The 22,981-nt window shown below is 64.9% G+C and carries 22 protein-coding genes; 5 read left to right on the top strand and 17 right to left on the bottom strand.

Annotated features, from left to right (window positions below):
* Positions 1–18: 18 nt before the first annotated feature.
* The 10 genes from KF759_RS02230 to ndk form a co-directional block, all read right to left on the bottom strand.
* Positions 19–897, bottom strand: coding sequence for a TRAP transporter TatT component family protein (locus KF759_RS02230; protein ID WP_291222771.1), 879 nt, complete (start codon positions 895–897; stop codon positions 19–21).
* On the bottom strand, positions 890–1,744 hold the full coding sequence (gene folD, locus KF759_RS02225) for a bifunctional methylenetetrahydrofolate dehydrogenase/methenyltetrahydrofolate cyclohydrolase FolD (protein WP_291222770.1): 855 nt from the start codon (positions 1,742–1,744) through the stop codon (positions 890–892). Before folD ends, KF759_RS02230 begins: the two co-directional genes overlap by 8 nt.
* A 94-nt stretch (positions 1,745–1,838) precedes the next feature.
* Complete coding sequence (gene moeB, locus KF759_RS02220) at positions 1,839–2,963, bottom strand: molybdopterin-synthase adenylyltransferase MoeB (protein ID WP_291222769.1); 1,125 nt, start codon at positions 2,961–2,963, stop codon at positions 1,839–1,841.
* Positions 2,964–3,058: 95 nt separating this feature from the next.
* Positions 3,059–4,462, bottom strand: coding sequence for a ribosome biogenesis GTPase Der (gene der / locus KF759_RS02215; RefSeq protein ID WP_291222767.1), 1,404 nt, complete (start codon positions 4,460–4,462; stop codon positions 3,059–3,061).
* Between the two features lie 136 nt (positions 4,463–4,598).
* Complete coding sequence (bamB, locus tag KF759_RS02210; protein WP_291222765.1) at positions 4,599–5,798, bottom strand: outer membrane protein assembly factor BamB; 1,200 nt, start codon at positions 5,796–5,798, stop codon at positions 4,599–4,601.
* Positions 5,795–6,457 (bottom strand): tetratricopeptide repeat protein, encoded by a 663-nt coding sequence (locus tag KF759_RS02205; protein WP_291222763.1) that lies wholly within the window; start codon positions 6,455–6,457, stop codon positions 5,795–5,797. The genes bamB and KF759_RS02205 overlap by 4 nt, the downstream gene beginning before the upstream one ends.
* A gap of 126 nt (positions 6,458–6,583) precedes the next feature.
* Positions 6,584–7,561, bottom strand: a complete 978-nt coding sequence (locus KF759_RS02200) for a helix-turn-helix domain-containing protein (RefSeq protein WP_291222761.1) — start codon at positions 7,559–7,561, stop codon at positions 6,584–6,586.
* A gap of 156 nt (positions 7,562–7,717) precedes the next feature.
* On the bottom strand, positions 7,718–8,494 hold the full coding sequence (gene pilW / locus KF759_RS02195; RefSeq protein WP_291222760.1) for a type IV pilus biogenesis/stability protein PilW: 777 nt from the start codon (positions 8,492–8,494) through the stop codon (positions 7,718–7,720).
* Entirely contained in the window at positions 8,484–9,617 is a 1,134-nt protein-coding gene (gene rlmN, locus KF759_RS02190) for a 23S rRNA (adenine(2503)-C(2))-methyltransferase RlmN (RefSeq protein ID WP_291222812.1), read from the bottom strand. The genes pilW and rlmN overlap by 11 nt, the downstream gene beginning before the upstream one ends.
* A gap of 55 nt (positions 9,618–9,672) precedes the next feature.
* A complete protein-coding gene (ndk, locus tag KF759_RS02185) occupies positions 9,673–10,098 on the bottom strand; it encodes a nucleoside-diphosphate kinase (RefSeq protein WP_291222758.1) in 426 nt (141 codons plus the stop codon).
* Between the two features lie 217 nt (positions 10,099–10,315).
* Here ndk and KF759_RS02180 point away from each other — a divergent pair, with 217 nt between their 5' ends.
* The 4 genes from KF759_RS02180 to KF759_RS02165 all read left to right on the top strand — a co-directional run bounded on the left by KF759_RS02180 (position 10,316) and on the right by KF759_RS02165 (position 15,626).
* Complete coding sequence (locus tag KF759_RS02180) at positions 10,316–10,939, top strand: TetR/AcrR family transcriptional regulator (protein ID WP_291222756.1); 624 nt, start codon at positions 10,316–10,318, stop codon at positions 10,937–10,939.
* A gap of 54 nt (positions 10,940–10,993) precedes the next feature.
* Entirely contained in the window at positions 10,994–13,369 is a 2,376-nt protein-coding gene (locus tag KF759_RS02175; RefSeq protein WP_291222755.1) for a 3-hydroxyacyl-CoA dehydrogenase/enoyl-CoA hydratase family protein, read from the top strand.
* Positions 13,370–13,483: 114 nt separating this feature from the next.
* Positions 13,484–14,680 (top strand): acetyl-CoA C-acyltransferase, encoded by a 1,197-nt coding sequence (locus tag KF759_RS02170; RefSeq protein WP_291222754.1) that lies wholly within the window; start codon positions 13,484–13,486, stop codon positions 14,678–14,680.
* 13 nt (positions 14,681–14,693) lie between these two features.
* Positions 14,694–15,626, top strand: a complete 933-nt coding sequence (locus KF759_RS02165; protein ID WP_291222753.1) for an MBL fold metallo-hydrolase — start codon at positions 14,694–14,696, stop codon at positions 15,624–15,626.
* A 3-nt stretch (positions 15,627–15,629) separates the two neighbouring features.
* On the opposite strand, the gene KF759_RS02160 is transcribed toward KF759_RS02165, so the two are convergent.
* Entirely contained in the window at positions 15,630–15,962 is a 333-nt protein-coding gene (locus KF759_RS02160; protein WP_291222752.1) for a tRNA-binding protein, read from the bottom strand.
* 65 nt (positions 15,963–16,027) lie between these two features.
* Positions 16,028–16,933: a hypothetical protein gene (locus tag KF759_RS02155; RefSeq protein WP_291222751.1), complete on the bottom strand. Its 906-nt coding sequence runs from the start codon at positions 16,931–16,933 to the stop codon at positions 16,028–16,030.
* A 112-nt stretch (positions 16,934–17,045) separates the two neighbouring features.
* Here KF759_RS02155 and KF759_RS02150 point away from each other — a divergent pair, with 112 nt between their 5' ends.
* Entirely contained in the window at positions 17,046–17,471 is a 426-nt protein-coding gene (locus KF759_RS02150) for a hypothetical protein (RefSeq protein WP_291222750.1), read from the top strand.
* Positions 17,472–17,475: 4 nt separating this feature from the next.
* Here KF759_RS02150 and KF759_RS02145 read toward each other — a convergent pair whose 3' ends face one another.
* The 5 genes from KF759_RS02145 to KF759_RS02125 are packed head-to-tail and all read right to left on the bottom strand — an operon-like array spanning position 17,476 to position 22,981.
* Entirely contained in the window at positions 17,476–18,696 is a 1,221-nt protein-coding gene (locus KF759_RS02145; protein ID WP_291222749.1) for an aminotransferase class V-fold PLP-dependent enzyme, read from the bottom strand.
* A complete protein-coding gene (locus tag KF759_RS02140; RefSeq protein WP_291222748.1) occupies positions 18,650–19,147 on the bottom strand; it encodes a hypothetical protein in 498 nt (165 codons plus the stop codon). Before KF759_RS02140 ends, KF759_RS02145 begins: the two co-directional genes overlap by 47 nt.
* Entirely contained in the window at positions 19,144–20,025 is an 882-nt protein-coding gene (gene galU, locus KF759_RS02135) for a UTP--glucose-1-phosphate uridylyltransferase GalU (RefSeq protein ID WP_291222747.1), read from the bottom strand. Before galU ends, KF759_RS02140 begins: the two co-directional genes overlap by 4 nt.
* Before the next feature lie 15 nt (positions 20,026–20,040).
* Positions 20,041–21,918, bottom strand: a complete 1,878-nt coding sequence (locus KF759_RS02130) for a nucleoside-diphosphate sugar epimerase/dehydratase (protein WP_291222746.1) — start codon at positions 21,916–21,918, stop codon at positions 20,041–20,043.
* The gene (locus KF759_RS02125) at positions 21,905–22,981 is read right to left on the bottom strand and encodes a glycosyl transferase family 4 (protein ID WP_291222745.1); all 1,077 of its coding nucleotides are present in this window, start codon (positions 22,979–22,981) and stop codon (positions 21,905–21,907) included. The genes KF759_RS02130 and KF759_RS02125 overlap by 14 nt, the downstream gene beginning before the upstream one ends.

Raw genomic sequence — 22,981 nt, 5'->3', positions numbered from 1 at the left:
GAGAATGATGCGAGACACTCAGAAATAATCCTTGCCCGAAGCGAGCAATTTGCGCGCACGCACCTGTGCCAGCACGTTGATCAGGGTGAGTTTGTCCGCGTGCGGATCGGCCGCGAGCACTTCACCCAACAGGCGATCGTGCAGCGCCTGATCGAATACGAGTCGCGCGTAGTGCTGGGCATAAAGCACGCGCACCATCTGGTTCTTGCCGCCCGACAGCGCGAGCGCCTTGTCGAAATCGGCCTTGCCCTGCTCGGGCTTGCCGCCCAGGGATGCCGGCCGCAAGGTCGCGAGCACGCCCAGATACATGTAGGGCTCGCCGTCGGCGAAATCCGGCTGCAGCGCGACCACCCGATCGAGCAGGGCCTGCACCCGCGGAATGTCGGCGATGGCCTTCCAGTCTTCGCTGTTGGCCTGGATGCGACCCGCCCAGGCCGCAGCCAGGGCATAGACGACCGGTACATCGGCAACGCGCAATTGGGTGACTTCGGACTCGAAGGTTTCGAATGGCGCCTCCAGTTTCGCGCACAGATCCGCGCGCCGCACGCACAAGGCGCGCCGCGCATAGTCGAAACTTCGCGCCGACAGGCGCTTGGCGCGCGCCGCGTCATCGACGAAACCGCCGGCATAGGCGCCGTAGAGCTTGCTGCCAGCCAGCAGCAAGCCGACGTTTTTCGGATCGCTGTGAATCATGCCGTCGACGAGCAGCAGCCAGGCCGGAATCCCGTCACGCGCAGTGGCGATGTCGTCCTGCTCGAGAATCCCGGCGCTGAGACTGTCGGACAGGCGTTGGCTCGCCTTGTTGGCGATGCTCGCGCAGCCGGCGAGCAGCACGAACGCGAGCGCCGCGAGCAGCCAACGTGTCATCTTGAGCTTGTGCATCACCCGCTCAGCCATGGAAATCCTCGGCCGCTTCCAATGTGTTTTCGATCAGCGTCGCCACCGTCATCGGCCCGACACCACCGGGCACCGGCGTGATCCACGAGGCGCGCTCGGCCGCTGATTCGAACTCCACATCACCGACCAGCCGTCCATCGTCGAGTCGGTTGATGCCGACGTCGATGACGACCGCACCCGGCTTGATCCACGCGCCCTTGACGATACCGGGTCGACCCACCGCAACCACCACGATATCTGCCGCGCGCACCTCATTCTCCAGATCGGCGGTGAACTTGTGGCAACCGGTGGTGGTGCAGCCCGCGAGCAGCAGTTCGAGAATCAGCGGCCGGCCGACGTGGTTGGACACGCCGAGCACCACCGCCTTGCGGCCGCGCACCGGCTGATCGGTATGCGCGAGCAAAGTCATCACGCCCTTGGGCGTGCACGGGCGCAAGCCGCGCTGACGCAGCGCGAGACGGCCGACATTGGCGGCCTGGAAGCCATCGACATCCTTGTGCACGTCGATGCGATCGATCAGTGCGGTTGCCTCGATGCCCGGCGGCAGTGGCAATTGCAGCAGGATCCCGTGCACCGCCGGGTCGGCGTTTAGACGGTCAATCAAGGCCACCAGCTCGGCCTGCGGCGTCTTCGCCGGCAAATCGAAATCAAACGACCGAAAGCCGACCTGCTTGCAGGCGCGGCGCTTGTTACGCACGTAGACCGCCGAAGCCGGGTCACTGCCCACCATCACCACGGCCAGACCGGGCGGCGGCAGTCCTGCGGCGTTGCGCGCGCGCACGCGCGCAGCCACCCCCGCGAGCACGCTCTCGGCAATTTGGCGACCATCGAGCAGGCGTGCGTGCATCGTCCATCCGCTGAAAAGATCGCATTATCCATGCCCGCGCGATGCGGCTCAAACCCGAAGCGATGGATTCCCCTGTCCTGGCGCGCGTCGAAGCTCAGGTGGAGGCGCAGGCGTGCACCAGATCCTCGTAGCCGCCGAACACGGCATGCTGGCCGCAGCCTGGACAGCGGGGATCGCGCGACACCCGCAATTCGTGAGTGCGTGCTGCGAGCGCGTCGTAGTTGAGCAGGCGACCGACCAGAACCTCGCCGATCCCGAGCACGAGCTTGAGCGCCTCGGTCGCCTGCAGCATCCCGATCGTGCCCGGCAGCACGCCGAGCACGCCGGCCTCGCTGCAGTTGGGCACTTCATCAGCAGCCGGCGGCCAGGGAAACAGGCAGCGATAGCAGGGCGAATCGGCACGCCGCGCATCGAACACGCTGACCTGCCCGTTGAAGCGATGCACCGCGCCATGCACCAGCGGAATGCGCAGGCGCCGGCAGGCCGCATCGAGCAGGTAACGCGTGGCGAAATTGTCGGCGCCGTCGATCACCACGTCATGGCCACCCAGCAGGTCTTCGACGTTGGCTGCGCACAGGCGCTTTTCGTGCACGGCCACCTGCACGGCAGGGTTGAGCGCGACGAGCGCGATGCGCGCGGAAACGACCTTGGGCATGCCCACGCGCGCATCGGCGTGGATGATCTGGCGCTGCAGGTTCGAGCGCTCGACCCGGTCGTCATCAATGAGCGTCAGATTCCCGACACCCGCCGCGGCGAGATACAGCGCAGCCGGCGCGCCCAGTCCGCCCGCACCGACCAAGGCGATGCGCGCGTGCGACAGGCGACGCTGACCTTCCAATCCGACCTCAGGCAAGAGCAGATGCCGCGAATAGCGCTCGGCAGCGTCGGCATCGAGCTCGCCTTTCGCCAACGGCCTGCCCTCGGTCTGCCAGCGTGCAAGGCCACCACAGACCGAATGGCAGCGTCGATAGCCCAGCCCGCGCAGGATGCGCGCGGCTTCGAGCGAGCGCTGTCCGGCCGCGCAAAGGATGAGGAGCTCCCGCTCGGGTGCGGCGAGCGCGGCGATGCCCTGCGCGACCTGCCCGAGCGGCAGGTGCAGCGAACCCGCGGCGAAACCCGCGGCCCGTTCACCCGCCTCGCGCACGTCGATCAGCAAGGCGCCCGCGCGCTGGCGGCGCAATGCTTCCAGAGGTTCCAATTCGAGATCGCGATCAGACATCGACCACTCCACTTGCGGCCAGCGACACGCTGCGCGCGGCGAGCATCGAAATCAAGCGCGATTCCGGCCCGTTGCGGTTCCTTCACTCATCGGCTTCAGGACTTGCCGCGCCGGGCATTGCGGATCATGCGCGTGCGGCGGCGCTGCTGACCTTCGGTGAGCTCGTTGCGCTTGCCCGCATAGGGATTCTCGCCATCGCGGAACTCGATGCGGATCGGGGTGCCTTCAAGCCGATAGCGTTTGCGAAAGAAGTTTTCCAGATAGCGGCGGTAGCTGTCGGCAATGTGCTTGGTGCGTGCGCCGTGGATCACGATCTGCGGAGGATTGGTGCCTGCGGGATGAGCGAATTTCAGGCGCGGGGCGTGGCCACGCACCAGCGGCGGTTGATAGGCGCTGACTGCTGCCTCGACCGCGCGCGTGAGTTCGGAAGTCGTGAACTTGTGGTTGGACGAGGCCCAGGCACGGTTGATAGCCTTCATCAGTTCACCGATGCCACTGCCATGCAGGGCCGAGATGAACACCTGGCGTGCCCAGACGACGAAATCCAGCTTGCGCGAAAGAGAGGCCACGCACTGCTCGCGCTGGTACTTGTCCATGCCATCCCATTTGTTGACGGCAATCACCAGGGCGCGCCCCGATTCGAGAATGTGTCCAAGCAGGGTTGCATCCTGCTCGGACACGCCTTCGCGCGCATCGAGCATGAATACCGTCACATGCGCGGCCTCGACCGATTGCAGCGCCTTGATGACACTGAACTTTTCCAGCACGTCTTCGATGCGCGCACGACGCCGCACGCCCGCAGTGTCAATCAGGGTGTAGCGCTTGCCATCGCGTTCGAGCGGAACCGAAATCGCATCGCGCGTGGTACCCGGAACCTCCGAGGCAATCATGCGCTCTTCGCCGAGCAGGCGATTGACGAGGGTCGACTTGCCGGCGTTGGGGCGACCGATGATGGCAATACGGATGCCTTGATCCGGTTGTTCGACGAGGGACTCGGGATCGACCTCGGGCAAGTGCGTGGCGATCGCATCGAGCAGCGGCAACATGCCGCGCCCATGCGCCGCTGATACACCGAAGGTCCCGGCGATTCCAAGTGAGGCGAATTCCGCGAGCGCGCCGTGCTCGTCGAGCCCATCGGTCTTGTTGACCACCAGCAAGGTCGGCTTGCCGCTCTTGCGCAGGCGGGCAAGGATCGAGCGGTCGGTCGGCATCAGGCCATCGCGCGCATCAACGACCAGCAACACCAGATCGGCCTCGTCCATCGCCAGCTGCGCCTGTCGCGCAGTGTGAACGTCGAGACCGCTGGCGTCATCGATGAGGCCACCGGTGTCGATCAAGGCGAAGGCTTGCTCGGGCAGCAGGCGACACACGCCGTAATGGCGATCACGCGTCACGCCGGGAAGGTCGTGCACGAGGGCGTCGCGCGTGCGCGTGAGCACATTGAACAGGGTCGACTTGCCGACGTTCGGACGCCCGACCAGGGCAACTACGGGAAGCATGAGGAGCCCCGGATGGGTGGGAAAACGGATCGCGCCCACGCGCGCCCGAGACGCCAGCCCCGCGTGGACTCAGTCAGATATTGATGCCGCGACCCGACGCCTTCAAGGCACCGGGTCTTGCGGCATCGCCGCGCGCTCACTGACGCGCACGGTAGGCGGCAAAATGGCCGCGGATGTCCTCGACGAAAACGGTATCGCCGGAAACCACCGGTGGCGCCTCGATCGGCTGCTTGCCCAGGCGTTCGCGCGCGGCGAACTTGCCTTCGGCCAGCGTCAGCCAATGCACGTAGCCTTCGCTGTCACCGACCACGACCAGGCTGCCCTGGATTGCCGGCGCGCTCAACCAGCGGTACTTGAGTTGATCCTGCTTCCACAGGTTGGCGCCGGTGCTGCGGTCGAAGGCCCACACGTTGCCGTCGGCATCCACCGCCACCACACTGTCGCCCCCGACCGCGACTCCGGCGTAGCTCGACAGATCGCGCTGCCACTGCGGCCGACCGCTGTCGAACGCGAGCGCTGCAATCTGGCCGCGATAGCCTGCCGCATAGAGGGTCGAGCCATCGCTGACGAGGTTGCCGTCGACATCGGACAGGCGTTCGACTTCGGTACGTCCTTCGCCGGTTGCCAGCAACTGGGTCCACTGCTCGTTGCCATCATCGAGGCGCACCGCAGTGACGCGGCCGCTGTCGGTGCCGTCGTAGACGATGCCATTGAGAATCAGCGGTGCCGAATTGCCGCGCAGGCTCAATGACGGCACCGACTGGTCAAACAGCCACTTCGACGTACCAGTCGCCGCATCGAAGCCATGCAAACGCCCATCATTGCCGCGCACCACCACCACGCCGCCGCCGATTGCGGGCGCGGAAATGATTTCGGAGTTGACCTGCGCCGTCCAGCGCGGGCTGCCGTCCTGGGTCGACAGAGCGGCTATCTGGCCATCGAGGCCGCCGACGACCAGCAGGTCGCCGTCGACCGCGGGGCCGCCGGACCAGCGCAGCGTGTCTGCCCGGTTCCACAACCAGCCCTTGCGATCGCCGAGCTTGCGGCTCCAAACTGTGCGGCCGGTGCCGGCATCGATGGCTTCGATCACGCCGTCGACCGCCGCAACGTACAGGCGTCCATCCGCACCGACTACAGGCGCCATACGCGCACCGCTGCGGCCGGCGCCATCGCCAATGCCTTCGCTCCACAGCTTGTCGACCTGCGCGCTCGGCACGAACTCGGTCAGCGGAGTCGGCGGTTCGACGTTGTCCTTGCGGCCCAGGGTCTTCATCCAGTTGCAGCCGCCCAGCGCCAGACTCAGCGCAACCAGGGTGAATACGGTAACGCGCTTCATGTGGCGGGCTTCCCTGCCGCGGGCGCGCTCGCACCCAGATGGTCAAGCTTCATCTGCAACAAGCTGTGATCCACGCCTTGTGTGTCGCCTGCGGCAAGTACCGCCTCATAAGCCTTGCGCGCCTCGTCCGCACGACCGAGCTTGACCAGCGCGTCGCCGCGCAGCTCGCCCGCCATCGCCACGTAATTGTCGGCGCCGATGCCTTCGGCAAGCTTGAGTGCGCCGGCCGCATCACCCAAGCCAAGCTTTACCCGGCCAAGGCGCAGGTCGATCAGCCACTGCAGCGGCGAAGTCCTGGCATGTTCGCGCGCCCAGGCCAACTGCTCGGCGGCGTCTTTCAAGTCGTTCTTCTGCACCGCCAGATCGGCTTGCTGCAGCGCGGCCAATACGGCATAGGTCGACTTCGGATACTCGCTGCGGATCGCAGTGGCGACCTTTTGCGCGTCTTCGGTCTTCTTTTCCTGGATTGCCTGGGTAAGCGCCTGATATTGCGCGGCAGCGGCGGCCGTGGCGGTGGCCTTGTGCGTCTGCCATTGTTGCCAACCGAAGATCAGCGCCAGACCAAGGCCGATGCCGACTGCGATCGCCATCGCGTTCTCGCGCAACCACTTCTGGACCAATTCACCTTGCTCGTGTTCGTCAAGAACGTCGAAAGCCATGAAATCACCTGCAGGAAGAACACGACACCACACGCCGAAACGACGCGGCGGCCAAAGATGCCAAGATTAACAGGAAACGCCGGCCGGGCGCGCCAGAGGTGGCTGCCTGGCGCACCTGTTCAGGCGCTATTGCTGGGCGCGTGCGGCACTTGCCTCGCCACTGCCGAAAAGCTGCAGATGCGCGACATTGCCACGCCGGAATGGCGCCAGATCGATTGCCTTGCCATCCGCCGCAACCTGCGCGCCCTGGGCGTTGCCGATTCGCAGGAAAAGGCTGCCGTCGCTGCGATATTCATGCTCGGAATCGGCCGGCAACATGCTGTATTCGAGCTTGTGGCCATCGGAAGTCAGGACCTCGACCCAGCTCGCTTGCGCAATCCTGAGCTTGAGCACATGGGCACCTTCGCCAGTCGCGGCGGTCTCCGCTTCGGCGGGGCGTGGCGGTTCGGCGACCTGAAACGGCGTCATCGAAGCGACGATCGGAGCCTGCCCGACAGACGACGGCGCCAGGTTCGGTGTGGAGGCATCGGCGGCAGCCGCAGCCATTGCCGGCGTCGAGGTGTCCGCTGCATGCGCGTCCAAGCCTGTCCCACTGCCCGCCGTGGTCGCCACCGGCACCATCACGCGTGCGGGCGGATCCAGCGGCGTGACCCGAGCGAGTTCCTTGCGCAAGCCGCCGTGGGTCGCCAGCCACACCGCCGGCACGACGATGATCGCGGTCAGCACCAGATAAGTGGCGCTGGCCGAATAGCGTTCGAACAGATAGCGCGAGCGGGAAATCGTGCCGGTGGCAACCAAGGGCGCGACATGGGCATGTGCGGCGATCACTTCGCGGGTTTGCTCGATCGGCACGCTCACCAGACGCGCATAGCTGGCCAGATAGCCGCGCAGGAATACCGCATCGCTGATACCGGCGTAGTCATCATTCTCGAGCCGTTCGATCAGGCGCGCCGGGAGATGCAATTCGGCGCCGATTTCGGCCACGCTCCAACCGTAACTCTCGCGCGCAGCGCGCAGGCGTGCGCCCAATGTACACGCGCCGGCAGCGGCTTCAGCCGGCGTCGCCGTTTCAATCCGGGTCGGACAATTCTCGGTACTCGTCACAGAGTGTTCCTCGCGCAGCGGCAGCACCATCTGGTGTCCCGCGGCCTTGCATGATTCTGTCTGCTTCGGCACCCCCGCCGAAGCCGGTTGTGTGCATACCCTTGCCGTCTCCGCCACAGTCGCTTCGATGGATCGAAACTCGCCTTCGCGCATTGCTCAGCCCTTGCTGCCGAGCGATAGCGCTTCCGCCGACTTGGGAAAATCGCGGATCAGCTTGCGCGAATACTCGCTCGCGCCCGCTGCATTCTTCAGTTGCAACTCGATATTGCGGCCGAGCATGAGCGCGGCAGGCTGCGGTGCGCCGATCGATTCGTAACGCTGCAGGAAGCCACGCGCGTTGAAGTAGTCGCCCTTGGCGTAGAGCACGCTGCCCATCGCCAGCAGCGCCGAGGCGTCGTGCCCATTGAGCGCCAGCGCCTCGCGCAGCATTTTCTCGGCCGCATCGGTCTTGCCTGCACGCGCGAGGCAGGTGCCGGCATTGCTCATCGCCAGCGCCGGCGTGTCGTAGAACGGATCGGCAAGGGCCTTGGTGAAATAAGCCTGCGCATCGTCATAGCGGCCACGCTCGCAGAGGAAACGGCCGTAGTTGTTGTTCTCGGCGCCACCCTTGGGCTTGAGTTCGACCGCGCGGCGATAGTGTTCCTCGGCCTTGGGCAGATCGTTGATGCTTTCGTAAAGCACCGCAATCACGGTATGTGCGTTGACATAGTCGGGGTCGAACTGCAGTGCCTTCTGCAGTTTTTCCAGCGCCACTTCGGCCTTGCCCTGCTGCAGATACTTCTGGCCGAGTTCGGTGTGAATGCGCGCAGCCTCGGTCTTCTGCGTCTGGGCGCTCTCCTTGCGCACCGGGCTCGAGCCCGATTTGCCGCAGCCTCCCAGCGCAAGCGCCGCCAAGGCAATCGATACGCCGAGCAGGAGTCGGTCAAGCGACATGCGAAATCCCCTGTTCGAGCTTGCGTCGGAACTCGGCCTGGCGACGCGTGCGATCGACGACCTGTCCCTTGAGCTGGCCGCAGGCCGCATCGATGTCGTCGCCGCGGGTGCGGCGCACCATCGTGAGCACATCGGCATCGAGCAGGATCTTCTGGAACGCGCGGATCACGGTTTCCTCGGAACGCTCGAAGCGCGTGCCGAAGAACGGATTGAATGGAATCAGATTGACTTTCGAAGGAACCTTGCGCATCAGCTTGATCAGCTGGCGCGCATGCTCGGGCTGGTCATTGATGCCCTTGAGCATGGTGTACTCGAAGGTGATCGTGGTGCGCGCCTTGCGTTGGGTGTAGCGCACACAGGCATCGATCAGGTCCTTGATCGGATACTTGCGGTTGATCGGCATCAGTTCACTGCGCAATTCATCATTGGGCGCATGCAGCGACACCGCCAGCGACACATCGCTGGCTTGCGCAAGTTTGTCGATCATCGGCACCAAACCTGCGGTCGACAGCGTGACGCGCTTGTTGGCGAGGCCGAATCCGAGATCGTCCCGCATCACGTTCATCGCGGTGACGACATTGTCGAAATTGAGCAACGGCTCACCCATGCCCATCATCACCACATTGGTGAGCTTGCGCTGGTGATGCGGTACGTTGCCCAGATGACGCGCCGCGACCCACACCTGGCCGGTGATCTCGGCGGCGGCAAGATTGCGATTGAAACCCTGCGCTCCGGTCGAACAGAACTGGCAGGCGAGCGCGCAGCCCACCTGCGAAGACACGCACAAGGTGCCGCGCGAGGTTTCCGGAATGAATACCGACTCGATCGCGTTGCCACCATCCATGCCAAGCAGCCACTTGTAGGTGCCATCGTTGGCCTGCTTCTCGAACAAGGCCTTCGGCGGCACGATCTCGAAGGCTGCATCGAGCTTGTCGCGCAAGGCCTTGCCGATGTCGGTCATCTGCGCGAAATCGGTGACGTGACGGTGGTAGATCCACTTCATCACCTGATCGGCGCGGTATGGCTTCTCGCCGAGCTGCGCGAACAGTGCGCGCAGCCCGTTGCGATCGTGTTCGAACAGGTTGACCTTGGCGCCCACGCCAGCAGCAACCGGCCGCACCACGGTCGGGGCGTCGGTCGTCGCTGGCGGGAGTGCGGACTGGTTCACGATGTCGACCTTAACGGGCGCACAGTTCCGAATCGGTGAAGAAGTACGCGATTTCGACTTTTGCCGTATCGGCGCCATCGGAGCCATGCACCGCATTGGCGTCGATCGATTGCGCGAAATCGGCGCGGATCGTGCCGGGCGCCGCGTCCTTCGGGTTGGTCGCACCCATGAGTTCGCGGTTCCTCGCGATCGCGTTCTCGCCTTCAAGCGCCTGGATCATCACCGGTCCGGAGATCATGAAATCGACCAGCGGCTTGAAGAACGGACGTTCGCGATGCACGGCATAGAAGCCTTCGGCATCGGCACGCGAGAGCTGCTTCATCTTGGCCGCGACAATGCGCAAGCCGGCCTTCTCGAAGCGGGAATAGATTTCGCCGATCACGTTCTTGGCAACGGCATCGGGTTTGATGATGGACAGGGTGCGCTCCAGCGCCATGGGCCGGTGTCTCCGAATGGTAGGTTGTCAGGGGACCGCCCGGGTGGGCGGAGCGGGCAAACCTGCGCCAATCCGCAGGCTTAGACCACATTATCGTGGTGGATTCTAGCGAATTTGCCGACAAGATGGCAGCCCGCCGCGGGACTCGCGTTTGACCATCGCCAGGGCCACGCCTATGATTCAAACGATCGTTTGAGCCAGATCCAGTCGCCCGCCGATGGCACAGACCAATTTTTCAACCCGCGAGCGAATTCTCGGCGTCGCCGAAGCGCTGTTCGCCCGTCACGGATTTGCGGGCGCTTCGCTGCGCCAAGTCACCGCCACGGCCAAGGTGAACCTGGCCGCTGTCAACTACCACTTCGGTTCCAAGGACGGACTCATCGAAGAGGTTTTTCGCCGCCGCCTGGACGAACTCAACCGCGAGCGCCTTGCAGCACTCGCCAAGGCCGCGAATACCGACCTCGAAACCGTGCTCGATGCCTTCATCCGCCCGGCGCTCAACCAGTCGCTGCACAGTCAGGGCGGCGCTGCCTTCGTGCGCGTGCTGGCGCGCGCCTATGCCGAGCACGACGAGCGGCTGCGCCGCTTCCTGTCCGACAACTACGGCCACGTGCTGCGTGAATTCGCCCAGGTTTTCGCGCGCCTGCTGCCGCATCTGGGCAAGGAAGAGCTGTATTGGCGCCTGGACATCCTCGCCGGCGCGGTGACCTATGCGATGGCAGATTTCGGCATCATCAAGCGTCGCGCTGCCACCAGCGAGGAGAGCCATCGCCGCCAGGCGGTCAGCCACCTCATCACCTTTGCCGCCGCCGGGCTGCGCGCCCCGCCGAGCCCCGGCTGAGCCCCCCGTTTTCCGATCCTGAGTTTTCCGCAAATCGCTACCGGAGCCCTTCCGATGACCAACCCCCGCTTGAACATCCGCCAAGTCGCCGTGCTCGGCGCCGGCGTCATGGGTGCGCAGATCGCTGCCCATTTCGCCAATGCCGACATTCCCACCTTGCTGTTCGACCTGCCTGCAAAGGAAGGTGACAAAAACGGTATCGCCCTCAAGGCGATTGCCCATCTAGGCAAGCTCTCGCCGGTACCGCTGGCCGACAAGGCCAAACTCGCCGCGATCACGCCCGCCAACTACGACGAGCATCTGGCGCAGCTGCGCGGCTGCGATCTGGTCATCGAGGCCATTGCCGAACGGCTCGACTGGAAGCTCGATCTTTACAACAAGATTGCTCCGCATCTATCTGATTCTGCAGTGATTGCGAGCAATACCTCCGGCCTGCACATCGAAGCACTCGCCCAGGCCCTGCCAGCCGCATTGCGGGCCCGCTTCGCGGGCGTGCACTTCTTCAATCCGCCGCGCTACATGCATCTGGTCGAACTGATCGCCGACAGCCAAACCAACCCCGGCGTGCTCGACGGTCTGGAAAGCTTTCTCACCACCACGCTCGGCAAGGGCGTTGTGCGTGCCAAGGACACGCCCAACTTCATCGGCAACCGCATCGGCGTGTTCTCGATCCTCGCCACCATGCACCACACGGCCCAGTTTGGCCTGCCCTTCGATCTCGCCGATGCCCTCACCGGCCCAGCCATCGGCCGGCCCAAGAGCGCCACCTATCGCACCGCCGACGTGGTGGGCCTGGACACCATGGCGCATGTGATCAAGACCATGGCCGATACCCTGCCCGACGACCCCTGGCATGGACACTTCCAGTCGCCGGCATGGCTCGCTGCCCTGATCGACAAGGGCGCACTCGGCCAGAAGAGCGGCGCCGGCATCTACACCAAGCGCGGCAAGGACATCGTCGTGCTCGATCTGGCCAAGCAGGACTATGTCGCCTCGGGCGCCAAGCCTTCCGACGAAGTCGCGGCGATCCTCGCACTCAAGAACCCGGCCGAGCGCTTCGCCAAGCTGCACGATTCGCACGACACGCAGGCGCAGTTCCTGTGGGCGGTGTTCCGCGATCTGTTCCATTACTGCGCCTGCCAGCTCGCTGCCATTGCCGAAACGGCGCGTGATGTCGATTTCGCGATCCGCTGGGGCTATGGCTGGAAGCAAGGCCCCTTCGAAACCTGGCAGGCAGCCGGCTGGGCACAGATCGCACGCTGGATCGAAGCCGACATTGCCGCAGGCAAGGCCATGAGCAAGGCGCCACTTCCCGAATGGGTCGCCAAGGTCGATGGCGTGCACCACGCCGAAGGTTCATGGTCACCCCAGCGCGAACAGTACCTGCCGCGTTCGGCGCACCCGGTCTACGCGCGTCAGCTGTTCCCCGACCCGCTGCTCGGCGAGCGCTTCGACAGCGGCAAGACGCTGTGGGAAAACGAGGGCGTGCGACTGTGGTCACTCGGCAATGACGGCGTCGGCATCCTCTCGTTCAAGACCAAGATGAACACCGTAAACGATGCCGTGCTCGATGGCATCCAGCAGGCGATCGACTTCGCCGAGCAGCAGCTCAAGGCCGTGGTGATCTGGCAAGACAGCGACAAGGCGTTTTCTGCCGGCGCCGATCTCAAGGGCATGCTCGGTTTCGTCCAGTCCGGACAGATTGCCAAGCTCGAATCGATGATCGCCAACTTCCAGAAGACCAGCCTGCGCATCAAATATGCACAAGTGCCGGTGGTCGCCGCGATCCGTGGCCTCGCGCTCGGCGGTGGCTGCGAGTTCCAGATGCACTGCGCGCGCACGGTGGCGGCGCTGGAAAGCTACATCGGCCTGGTCGAGGCCGGTGTCGGTTTGCTCCCGGCCGGCGGCGGGCTCAAGGAGATCGCGGTACGCGCGTCGCAGCGAGCGGCCGATGGCGACGTGTTCCCAGAGATCAAGCGCATGTTCGAGGTCGTCGCGCAGGCGAAGGCCTCGGGCAGTGCCTTCGAGGCCAAGGCCCTGGGGCTGTTGCGTCCCGACGATGTGATCGTCTTCAACGGCTTCGAACTGCTGCACGTGGCCAAGGCGGTCGCCACGGCAATGGCCGAATCCGGCTATCGTCCGCCGCTGCCTGCCCATCAGGTCAACGTCGCCGGCGATGTGGGTCTGGCTACGCTGAAGATGGCCCTGGTCAACATGCTCGAAGGCCGCTTCATCTCCGAGCACGACGACGTCATTGCCAGCCGCATCGGCGACGTGCTGTGCGGCGGCGCGATCGAGCGCGGCGCTCAGGTCGACGAGCAGTGGCTGCTCGATCTGGAGCGCAAGCACTTCTTCGAACTGGCGCAGATGCCCAGAACCCAGGAGCGCATCGCGCACACGCTTGCCACCGGCAAGCCGCTGCGCAACTGATGTCGATGGGAATCGTGCACTGCGAGTGAACCGGCAGCGGGCGCTTGCGCCGGTGATGTCCAAATTCCCCCACGCGATTCCCCATTCCCGATTCCCGCTTTACCGGAGCAAGTCATGACCAAACAGATCCAGGACGCCTACATCGTCGCCGCCGTGCGCACACCGGTCGGAAAGGCGCCGCGTGGCGTGTTTCGCAACACCCGCCCCGACGACCTGCTCGCCCACGTGCTCCGCCACGTGTTGGCCAGGGCGCCGGGCATCGACCCGGCGCAGATCACCGATGCGGTGATCGGTTGCGCGATGCCCGAGGCCGAGCAAGGCATGAACGTGGCGCGCATCGGCGTGCTGCTCGCGGGTCTGCCCGACAGCGTGCCGGCCGTCACGATCAACAGGTTTTGCTCGTCGGGCCTGCAGGCGATCGCAATGGCGGCCGACCGGATCCGCTTGGGCGAAGCCGATCTCATGCTCGCCGGCGGCACCGAATCGATGAGCATGGTGCCGATGATGGGGCACAAGATCGCGATGAATCCGATCGTGTTTGAAAGCGAGCATCTCAACATCGCCTACGGCATGGGCATCACCGCCGAGAAGGTCGCCGAACAATGGAAGGTCAGCCGCGAAGCCCAGGACCAGTTCGCACTGACGTCACACCAAAGGGCACTCGCGGCCACCGCAGCGGGTGAATTCGCCGACGAGATCGCGCCGTTCACGCTCGACGACCACTACCCGGATCTGGCCACGCGCGGCACGCAGACCGATGCGCGCGTGATCAGCCACGACGAAGGCCCGCGCAAGGACAGCAGCCTCGAAGGACTGGCCAAGCTCAAGCCGGTGTTTCGCATGGGCGGCAGCGTCACTGCGGGCAATTCCTCGCAGATGTCCGATGGTGCAGGCGCCCTGCTGCTCGCCAGCGAAAGCGCGATCAAGCGCTACCAGCTCACCCCGCTGGCGCGCTTCGTCGGTTTCTCGGTGGCCGGCGTACCGCCGCAGATCATGGGCATCGGTCCGATCGCGGCGATTCCCAAGGCGCTCGCGCAGACCGGCATCCAGCGCGACCAGCTTGACTGGATCGAACTCAACGAAGCCTTCGCCGCGCAATCGCTGGCCGTGATCCACGACATCGGCCTCGATCCGGCCAAGGTCAACCCGCTCGGCGGCGCGATCGCGCTGGGTCATCCGCTGGGCGCAACCGGCGCGATCCGTGCGGCGACCCTGATCCACGGCCTGCGCCGGCGCAAGCAAAAGTACGGCATGGTGACGATGTGCATCGGCACCGGCATGGGCGCTGCCGGCATCTTCGAGGCCCTGTGATCGACGCCGCGCGATGACAGCCCACGGCATCCACACCATCGATACCGGCTTTCACCGCCCGGGCTTCGATGCCGCCTACCTCGTCGTCGAAAGCGGACGCGGCGCCTTCATCGATTGCGGCACCAACCATTCGGCGCCGCGCCTGCTCGATGCACTCGCGCAGGCTGGCCTGGGCAACGCCGATGTCGACTGGCTGATCCTCACCCACGTGCATCTGGATCATGCCGGCGGTGCCGGCAAGTTGATGGCGGCCTTGCCCAATGCGCGCCTGCTCGTGCATGCGCGCGGCGCGCGCCACATGATCGACCCTGCTCAACTCATTGCCGGCGCGACAGCGGTGTATGGCGAGGCCGAGATGCAGCGCAGCTACGGGCAGCTCTTGCCGATTGATGCCGCGCGTGTCGTCGCCGCGACCGACGGCCAATCCGTCGACCTGGCCGGACGCGCGCTGGTCTGCATCGACACGCCAGGTCACGCGCGCCATCATCATTCGATCTGGGACGAACGCAGCCGCACGTTTTTCAGCGGCGACAGCTTCGGGCTGTCCTACCGCGAACTCGACAGCGCCAATGGCGCCTTCGTCATCCCCACCACCTCGCCCGTTCAGTTCGAGCCCGATGCGATGCATGCCTCGATCGAACGCATGCTCGCGCTATCGCCCGATTCCGTGCATCTCACGCATTTCGGTCGCATCGCGCAACCGCGTCGCCTTGCTGATGAACTGCACGCACAAATCGAGGCAATGGTGGCGATTGCGCAGCGCCACGCTGCCGACCCCGAGCGGCATGCAGCAATCCGTGCCGCTCTGGCTGCGTTGTATCTCCAACGCGCACAGCAGCATGGCTGCGCCCTGTCACCCGAACGCATCAAGGACCTGCTTGCGATCGACATCGAACTCAATGCGCAGGGTTTGGGCGTCTGGCTCGACCGCTCGATCAAACCCTGAGACTCACGCCATGCGCGTGCCATCGGGCACGCGGCGCTCGATCGTGGTCAGCACGACGCCTTCGGCGGTGGGAAATCCGGTGAGCAGGAACTCGGAACGAAACGGACCGATCTGCTTCTCCGGGAAGTTGATCACGCCCACGATCTGACGCCCGACGAGTTGTTCGGGCGTGTACAGGCTCACCACCTGCGCACTCGTCTTCTTCTGGCCATAAGGCCCGAAGTCGGCCCGGATCTTCCATGCCGGCTTTCGCGCTTGCGGGAATGGTTCAACCTGCAGCACCGTGCCGGCCACCAGCAGCACTTTCTCGAAATCATTCCAGCTGATCTGCTCCATCACCGGCTCCAAGCTTGTCATCACGGTGTACGCGACCTGCAGTCCTTCGGTGGCCGCACCGGCATTCAAGGCGCCGGCGTTACCCGGTCGAGCCCGATCTGGACCCAACCGAGGTTGAGGCCGATGCGCGTCGCCTCGGGATTGGCCCAAGCATAGGCAAGCACCTGACCGCTGGCGTCCTCGATCAAGGACAGCTTGAGCACTGGTACGTTGCCGTCACGATAGGTGAGCCGCTCGAGTCCGAGCGAATAGCCGGCAACCGCGCCATCGCGCCAATGCAGGCGATAGCGCCCGCCTTCATTCTCGATGCGTATCCTGCGGTCCATGTGCCAGTCACGGTTCTCCGCGGTCGCCTTTGCTCCGGCGCCGTTGATCGCCGCCCAGCCGGAGAACTCCTGCACGCGGCGCAGGTCCTCGCGCGCATCTGCGCCACGCGCCTGATCGGACATCAGCCGCAGGTGCAGCCACTCGCCCGACTGCTCGATTGCCAGCGGCAACATGGCCATCTGCGCGCCGACACCGGGAGCGAGCACGGTACAGCTGGCTGCATCACCGCTGTAGCTGCGCCCCGACTTGTCCACCTTCAAGGTGCAGGCATCCAGCGGCGCCCATTGCGCGGGATCGAAGTCCTTGCCTGTGCCAGGAACCGCCACCAGTGCCCGATGAGGCACGAAACCGGCGTTGGCGCCGACCTCTTCGCGCAAGGCCCAGATCGCATCACCGGGCTGCGCGCCGTCCAGATGCACCTGCCAGAGCGTCCAGTCGCGTTTGTCGGTCGGCAGGATTGTCACCCGCAGATGCGGTGCGGCGACTGGCGATGCGTTCTCCCCCGCCGCCCAGACCTGTTCGTGATTGTCGAACACACCCGCAGACGGGACGGCCGCGCCGACCGGACGCGCAGCGCGCGGCGCAAACGTCTGGCATCCACCCAGCACGGCGGCGAGCACGCAAGCAATGACAAATCGTTTCATCGGCCAAGCATAGCAGTCACGACCGGCGCAGCGTTTGTGCGACGAACGGCTTCCCCCACACGCAGCAAGCTGCCTATCATCTTGCCGACCCCTGTTGTGGATTCGATCCGGCATGAATGAAGAAATCCAGCGCGCCGATCCGCGTTACCGGCGACAGACACTCGCCGTGCTCGTCATTGCCGTGGTCATCGCCGTCGCCGCCCTGTTCGCGATCCAGCACTGGATGCGCAATCAGGCCATCGTGTTGACGCCCGAGCAGGCACTGCGTCAGATCCGGCTGTGGACGGCCATCACCGTCTTGCTCAGCGGCGTGTGTCTGCTCAGCCTGGCTGCCTACTTCTGGCAGCAGGCAGCGAAGACCCTGCGCGCGCGCCGCTGGCCGCCGCCCGGGATGCGTCTGCTCCGCGATCACCGCATCCTGCATGGAGACACCGCGCAGCCCGTGGTGCTGCGCCTGCGCCTTTCCGCCGTGGTACTCCTGGTCCTCACGGTCGGCTTCGGCCTGATCGCCTGGCGCCTCGTCGCCGTGCTCGGCTGAGGCTTCAAATCTTTCGCAAGGCCTGCTCGAGATCGGCGATCAGCACATCCGGTTCTTCCAGACCAATAGACAGGCGCACCAGACGCAGGCTGGGCGTGGCCGCACCGGACATCGGTGTCGTGCGCGGAAATACCGCGCACACCGGCATCGCCAGCGACTCGTAACCGCCCCACGACACCGTCATCAGGAAACGTTGCAGCGCGTTGCAGAAGCGCTCGACCGCAGCGACCTCGTCCACATCGAGTTCGATCGTGATGAGCCCGCTCGCACCGCGCAACTGCGCCTGCGTGAGCGCGAGCTGCGGATTGCCATCGGCATGCGGACTGTAGACCTTGCGCACCAGCGGATGGCCTTGCAGAAACGCAAGCACTTCGGCCGTGGTCGTGGCAATCTGCCGCAAGCGGATCGTCAAGGTGCGCAAGCCGCGCAACATGAGCCATGCATCGTGCGGCGCGAGGATCGCGCCGAGCGTCATGTACGGCCCCTTGAACACCGCACGCAACAATTCCTCGCTGCCGCACAGCGCGCCGGCCACCACGTCGCTGTGGCCGTTGAGGTACTTGGTCGCCGAATGCACGACGAGGTCGATGCCAAGCGCGATGGGCGACTGGTTGAGCGGCGTGGCGTAGCTGTTGTCGCAGATCGTGCGAATGCCGCGCGCACGCGCCAGTTGCGCCACGCTCGCCAGATCCTGCTGCTCGAAGGTCATCGAATTCGGGCTTTCGAGCACGATCAGGCGCGTCCTGTCCTCGATCGCTGTCGCGAAATTGTCCTCATGCGTGCCGTCGATGAAGCTGGTGCGCACCCCCAGTCGCGCGAGCAGATCGCGCAGCAGTGCCCGTGTCCAGCTGTAAGGCTTGGCCACGCACACGACATGGTCGCCGGCAGCAAGGCAGGCAATCACGCCGGCGGCCATTGCAGCCGCGCCGCTGCCGAACATCAGGCAATCCTCGGCACCCTCCAGCGCGGCGACCTTCTTGCGCAGGATCGCCACGGTTGGATTGTTGCCGCGTGTGTACAGGTGCCCGCCGTACTCGTCGGCAAAGCCCGCGCGCATCGCCTCGACCGTCGGAAACGCGAAGATCGAGGACTGCATGATCGGCGGCACCACGGCGCCGAAATAGCGCTCGCGGTCTTCGCCGAGATGGTTGAGGATGTAGCTGAGATCCACGTCGCCTTCAGGGCTTGGCCGCGACACGACGCAGGCGCAGATGACTGGTTTCATCACCCGATGCACCGCGATAGGTTTCGTCGCGCTGCAGACCGCCCTCGGCAACAGGCGCCAGCACGAGTCCGTGCAAATGCGAAGTGCCTTCCACCAGATTGGTCGCATCCAGATAGTCGAACGCGAAAGCCTTGCTGGATCTCTCAGCCAATACGAGTCGTGGCTGGTTGCCTTGCGCACAGTAATGCGTTGCGAGCACACGCTCCCCATCCCGATGGAAGACCGTCATGGTCTCGGCGCGCGTGCCCGGTTGCCAGACTTCAACCAGCACGCTGCCGCGCGAGATCGTCCGATAATTCACACGCACGCTCTCGCCACCGTCGGTCGTGCCTTGCCACTCGCCGACCGCAAGCTGCTTGAGGCGCTCGAAACGCTCAACGGCAACCGAATCGGCGGCCTGTGCCGAGAACGAACACAGGCTCGTCAGCAGCAGAATCAGCAGACGGCTCATGCGCACGAGTTCTTGACCAACTCGCGTGTCGCTGCACCGATCTGAGGATCGGCCAGTGCCATCGCCAGCGTTGCCTTGACCAGACCGAGCTTGTTGCCGCAGTCGAAGCGCGTGCCTTCGAAGCGATAGGCAAGCACGGATCGCTCGCCGAGCAGACTTTCGATCGCATCGGTGAGCTGGATCTCGCCCCCCGCGCCGGGCTTGGTCGTTTCGAGCAAGTCGAAGATACGTCCCGGCAGCACGTAGCGGCCGACGATCGCGAGGTTGGAGGGCGCTACTTCGGGCTTGGGCTTCTCGACCACGAGATTGATCTTGGCCGCTCGCTCGGACAAGGGGCTGGCATCGACGATGCCGTACTTGTCGGTTTGCGCATGCGGCACTTCCTCGACCGCGATCACGCCGGCGCCATTCTCGCGTGCCGACAGCTCGGCCATCTGGCGCAGCGCGCCCGCGCCGGCGCCATTCCAGATCAAGTCATCGGCGAGCACCACGCCGAAGGGCTCGTCGCCAACCACGGCCTTGGCGCAAAGCACGGCATGACCGAGTCCGAGCGCTTCGGGCTGCGTCACGAACACGCAGCGCACGTGTTTGGGCAAGGTGCCCTGCACCATCGCCAGCAGTTCCTTCTTGCCCGACTGCGCAAGCTTGCTTTCGAGCTCGTAGGCCTTGTCGAAATAGTCGGCGATCGCATGCTTGTAGCGATTGGTCACGAACACCAGGGTGTCGGCGCCGGCATCGACCGCTTCATCGACCGCGTACTGGATCAGCGGTCGATCGAGCACCGGCAACATCTCCTTGGCCACGACCTTGGTGGCCGGCAGAAAACGCGTGCCGAGGCCAGCCACGGGAAATACGACCTTGCGCAAACGTTGGCTCATGAAGGAATCCGGATATCAGGCGGAACGAAGGGGAATGACATTGTTTTCCGCTGCCTGCGCGGCAACGAATTCGGGCAACAGTTGCTCGAGGATACGCCGCAGCGCTTCCTCATCGAAATCCCGCGCCGCGACTTCGGCCTGCGCAAGCTGGGTTTCCAGCAGCGTCCAGGACATCGAGCGCGGCTGGGCGAGGAAGATCTTGGCGTGCGCGGTCTGGCTGTAGCGCTCCTGCGGATGGAACAGTTCCTCGAACAGTTTTTCGCCCGGACGCAGGCCGGTGTAGACGATCGCGATCTCGCCTTCGGATGGGTGCCCGGCAAGCCGGATCATCTGCTCGGCCAGATCACGGATCTTCACCGGCTCGCCCATGTCGAGCGCGAAGATCTCGCCGCCGTGTCCAAGCACCGAGGCCTGCAGGATCAACTGGCAGGCTTCGGGGATGGTCATGAAATAGCGCGTGATTTCCGGATGCGTGACGGTCACCGGCCCGCCGCTGCGGATTTGTTCGCGAAACAACGGCACGACCGAGCCGGCCGAGTCGAGCACGTTGCCAAAACGCACCGTCATGAAGCGCGTGCGCGACTCCTTTGCGAAGGTCTGGCAGAACAGTTCCGCCACGCGCTTGCAGGCGCCCATCACACTGGTCGGATTGACCGCCTTGTCGGTGGAGATCAGCACGAAGCTGTCGACGCCGAAGCGATCGGCAGCCTGCGCGACCATGCGCGTGCCGAGCACGTTGTTGCGAAAGGCCTCGCGCACCTGCGCCTGCAACAGCGGCACGTGCTTGTAGGCCGCGGCGTGGAACACGATCTGCGGGCGAGATTGGACGAACACACGTTCGCAGGCCCGCTCGTCGCGACAATCACCCAGCACGACCTGCAACAGGAGATCCGGGTAGTCACGCCGCAACTGCTGCTCGATCGAATAGAGGTTGTATTCGGACTGGTCGAACACGGTCAGCGACTCGACGCCCAGCCGTGCGACCTGCCGGCACAGTTCCGAGCCGATCGAGCCGCCACCGCCAGTGATGAGCACGCGCCGTCCGGACAGGCGCGTGCGAATCGCGGTCCAGTCCAGTTGCACCTGCTCGCGCCCGAGCAGGTCATCGATCGCGACTTCCTTGAGTTCATTGAATGCCGAGCGTCCGGCGACCACGTCTTCGAGCCGCGGCACCGTGCGGAACGGCAGACGTGCTTCTTCGCACAGATCGACCGCGCGCCGCATCTGCGCCTTGTTGGCCGAGGGAATCGCGATCACGATCATTTCGGCCGCGGTTTCGCGCGCCACGTTCGGCAACTGATCGAGCGGGCCGAGCACCGGCACCCCATGCACGCGCGCGCCACGCAGGCTGCGATCGTCGTCGAGAAAGCCCACTGGCAGGTAGCGCCGTTCGCGCCGCAGGTCGCGCACCAGGGCTTCGCCGGCCTTGCCCGCGCCGAGCACGAGCACGCGTTCGCTGGGTGCACGTACGAGGTCAAGCCGGCTGTCCTTCCAGTAGCGGTAAACCAGCCGTGGCAGCGCCAGCAGAATCGCCAGGACGAACGGATAGACGATCAACACCGTGCGCGGCACATGCGCGAGGCGGTTGTATAGAAACAGCGTCACCGCCACAGCAACGGCGCCGACGATGCAGGCGCGCAGGATGTTCCACATGTCGGGCATGCTGGCGAAACGCCACAGTCCGCGGTACAGGCCCGTCCACCAGAACACCAGCGCCTGCGCACCAACCACCAGCAGGTCCTGCACGCCAAACAGCGCTACCGGGGCAGCATCCGCCTCGAGTGACCAGCGCAAGGCATTGACCACGTTCCAGGCCAGCCAGACCATGAAGACGTCATGAGCAACCACCGCCAGTCGCGGATGGATGCGGGCAATCGCTCTACGCGGCTTCATGCCTGGTCTCCATGACTGCATGTCGCAGGCACCACTGTTTGCCGCAAACCCACGTGAACACACCGAGCGCGAACAGCGCCGTGGCGGACGGCACCTGACTGCCCTGCCCGCCCGCGCGGTTGATCCACAGCAGTGTCGGCACCACGATCAGCATGTTCCAGCCCATGTAAAACGCCACGACTCGCGCGTGCGAAAACCCGCTGCGAAACAGCCATTGGTAGAGGTGCTCGCGGTGCGCACTATACCAACGACGTCCGGCAAGGATGCGCGAGACCAGGGTGCAGGTGGCATCGATGATGAAGGCCGAGCCGGCGATGACGCCGGTCGTGGCTGCAAGTCCGGGATGCAGGGAAAGCCCCAGCATCACCAGCCCGAGCAGTAGGCCGAGCACGCCGCTGCCGACGTCCCCCATGAAGACGCGCGCGCGCGGAAAATTGAATGGCAGGAAACCACAGGTCGCGGCCAGACACGCCGCGCTGGCGAGCGCATCACGTGCTGTGCCGGCATGCGCGAAGGCAACCACCGCAAGGGCGAACACGAACACGGCCTGCATGGCGAGGATGCCGTCGATGCCATCCATGAAGTTGTGCAGGTTGATCGACCAGACCAGCCACAGGCCGACCGCGATGGCCAAACCGAGGCCGATGAGCGCTCCCGTTGCGTCAATGGCGCCGGGCGACCAGCTGGCCACGTGTGCGGCGAAATCCCCGCCGAAGGCAACCAGCAGGAGCGCCACCGCCACCGCGTGCGCCAACAAACGCCACGACGCCGCGAGGCCGCGATGATCGTCGACCCACCCGACACCGCCGACCAAGGCGATCGCGCCTGCGAGACACAGCGCTTGCTGCGGATCGGGCCAGCACGTCAAACCCGCCAGGATCAGGGAAACCGCGATGCCAATGCCGCCGCCTCGCGGCGTGGCTTGGCGGTGCGAGCGTCGACGACCGGGCAGGTCGAGCAGCTGGCGCCGCCGTGCATAACCGATCGCGGCCCAGGTCAACAGCATCGACAGCGCCGCGACCGAGACCAGCATTGCCGCAATCTGCCAACTGGTCACGGCCAC

Origin of the sequence: Dokdonella sp. (assembly GCF_019634815.1) — a bacterium.
GTDB lineage: Bacteria > Pseudomonadota > Gammaproteobacteria > Xanthomonadales > Rhodanobacteraceae > Dokdonella_A.
This window is presented reverse-complemented; position numbering and strand designations above follow the sequence as displayed.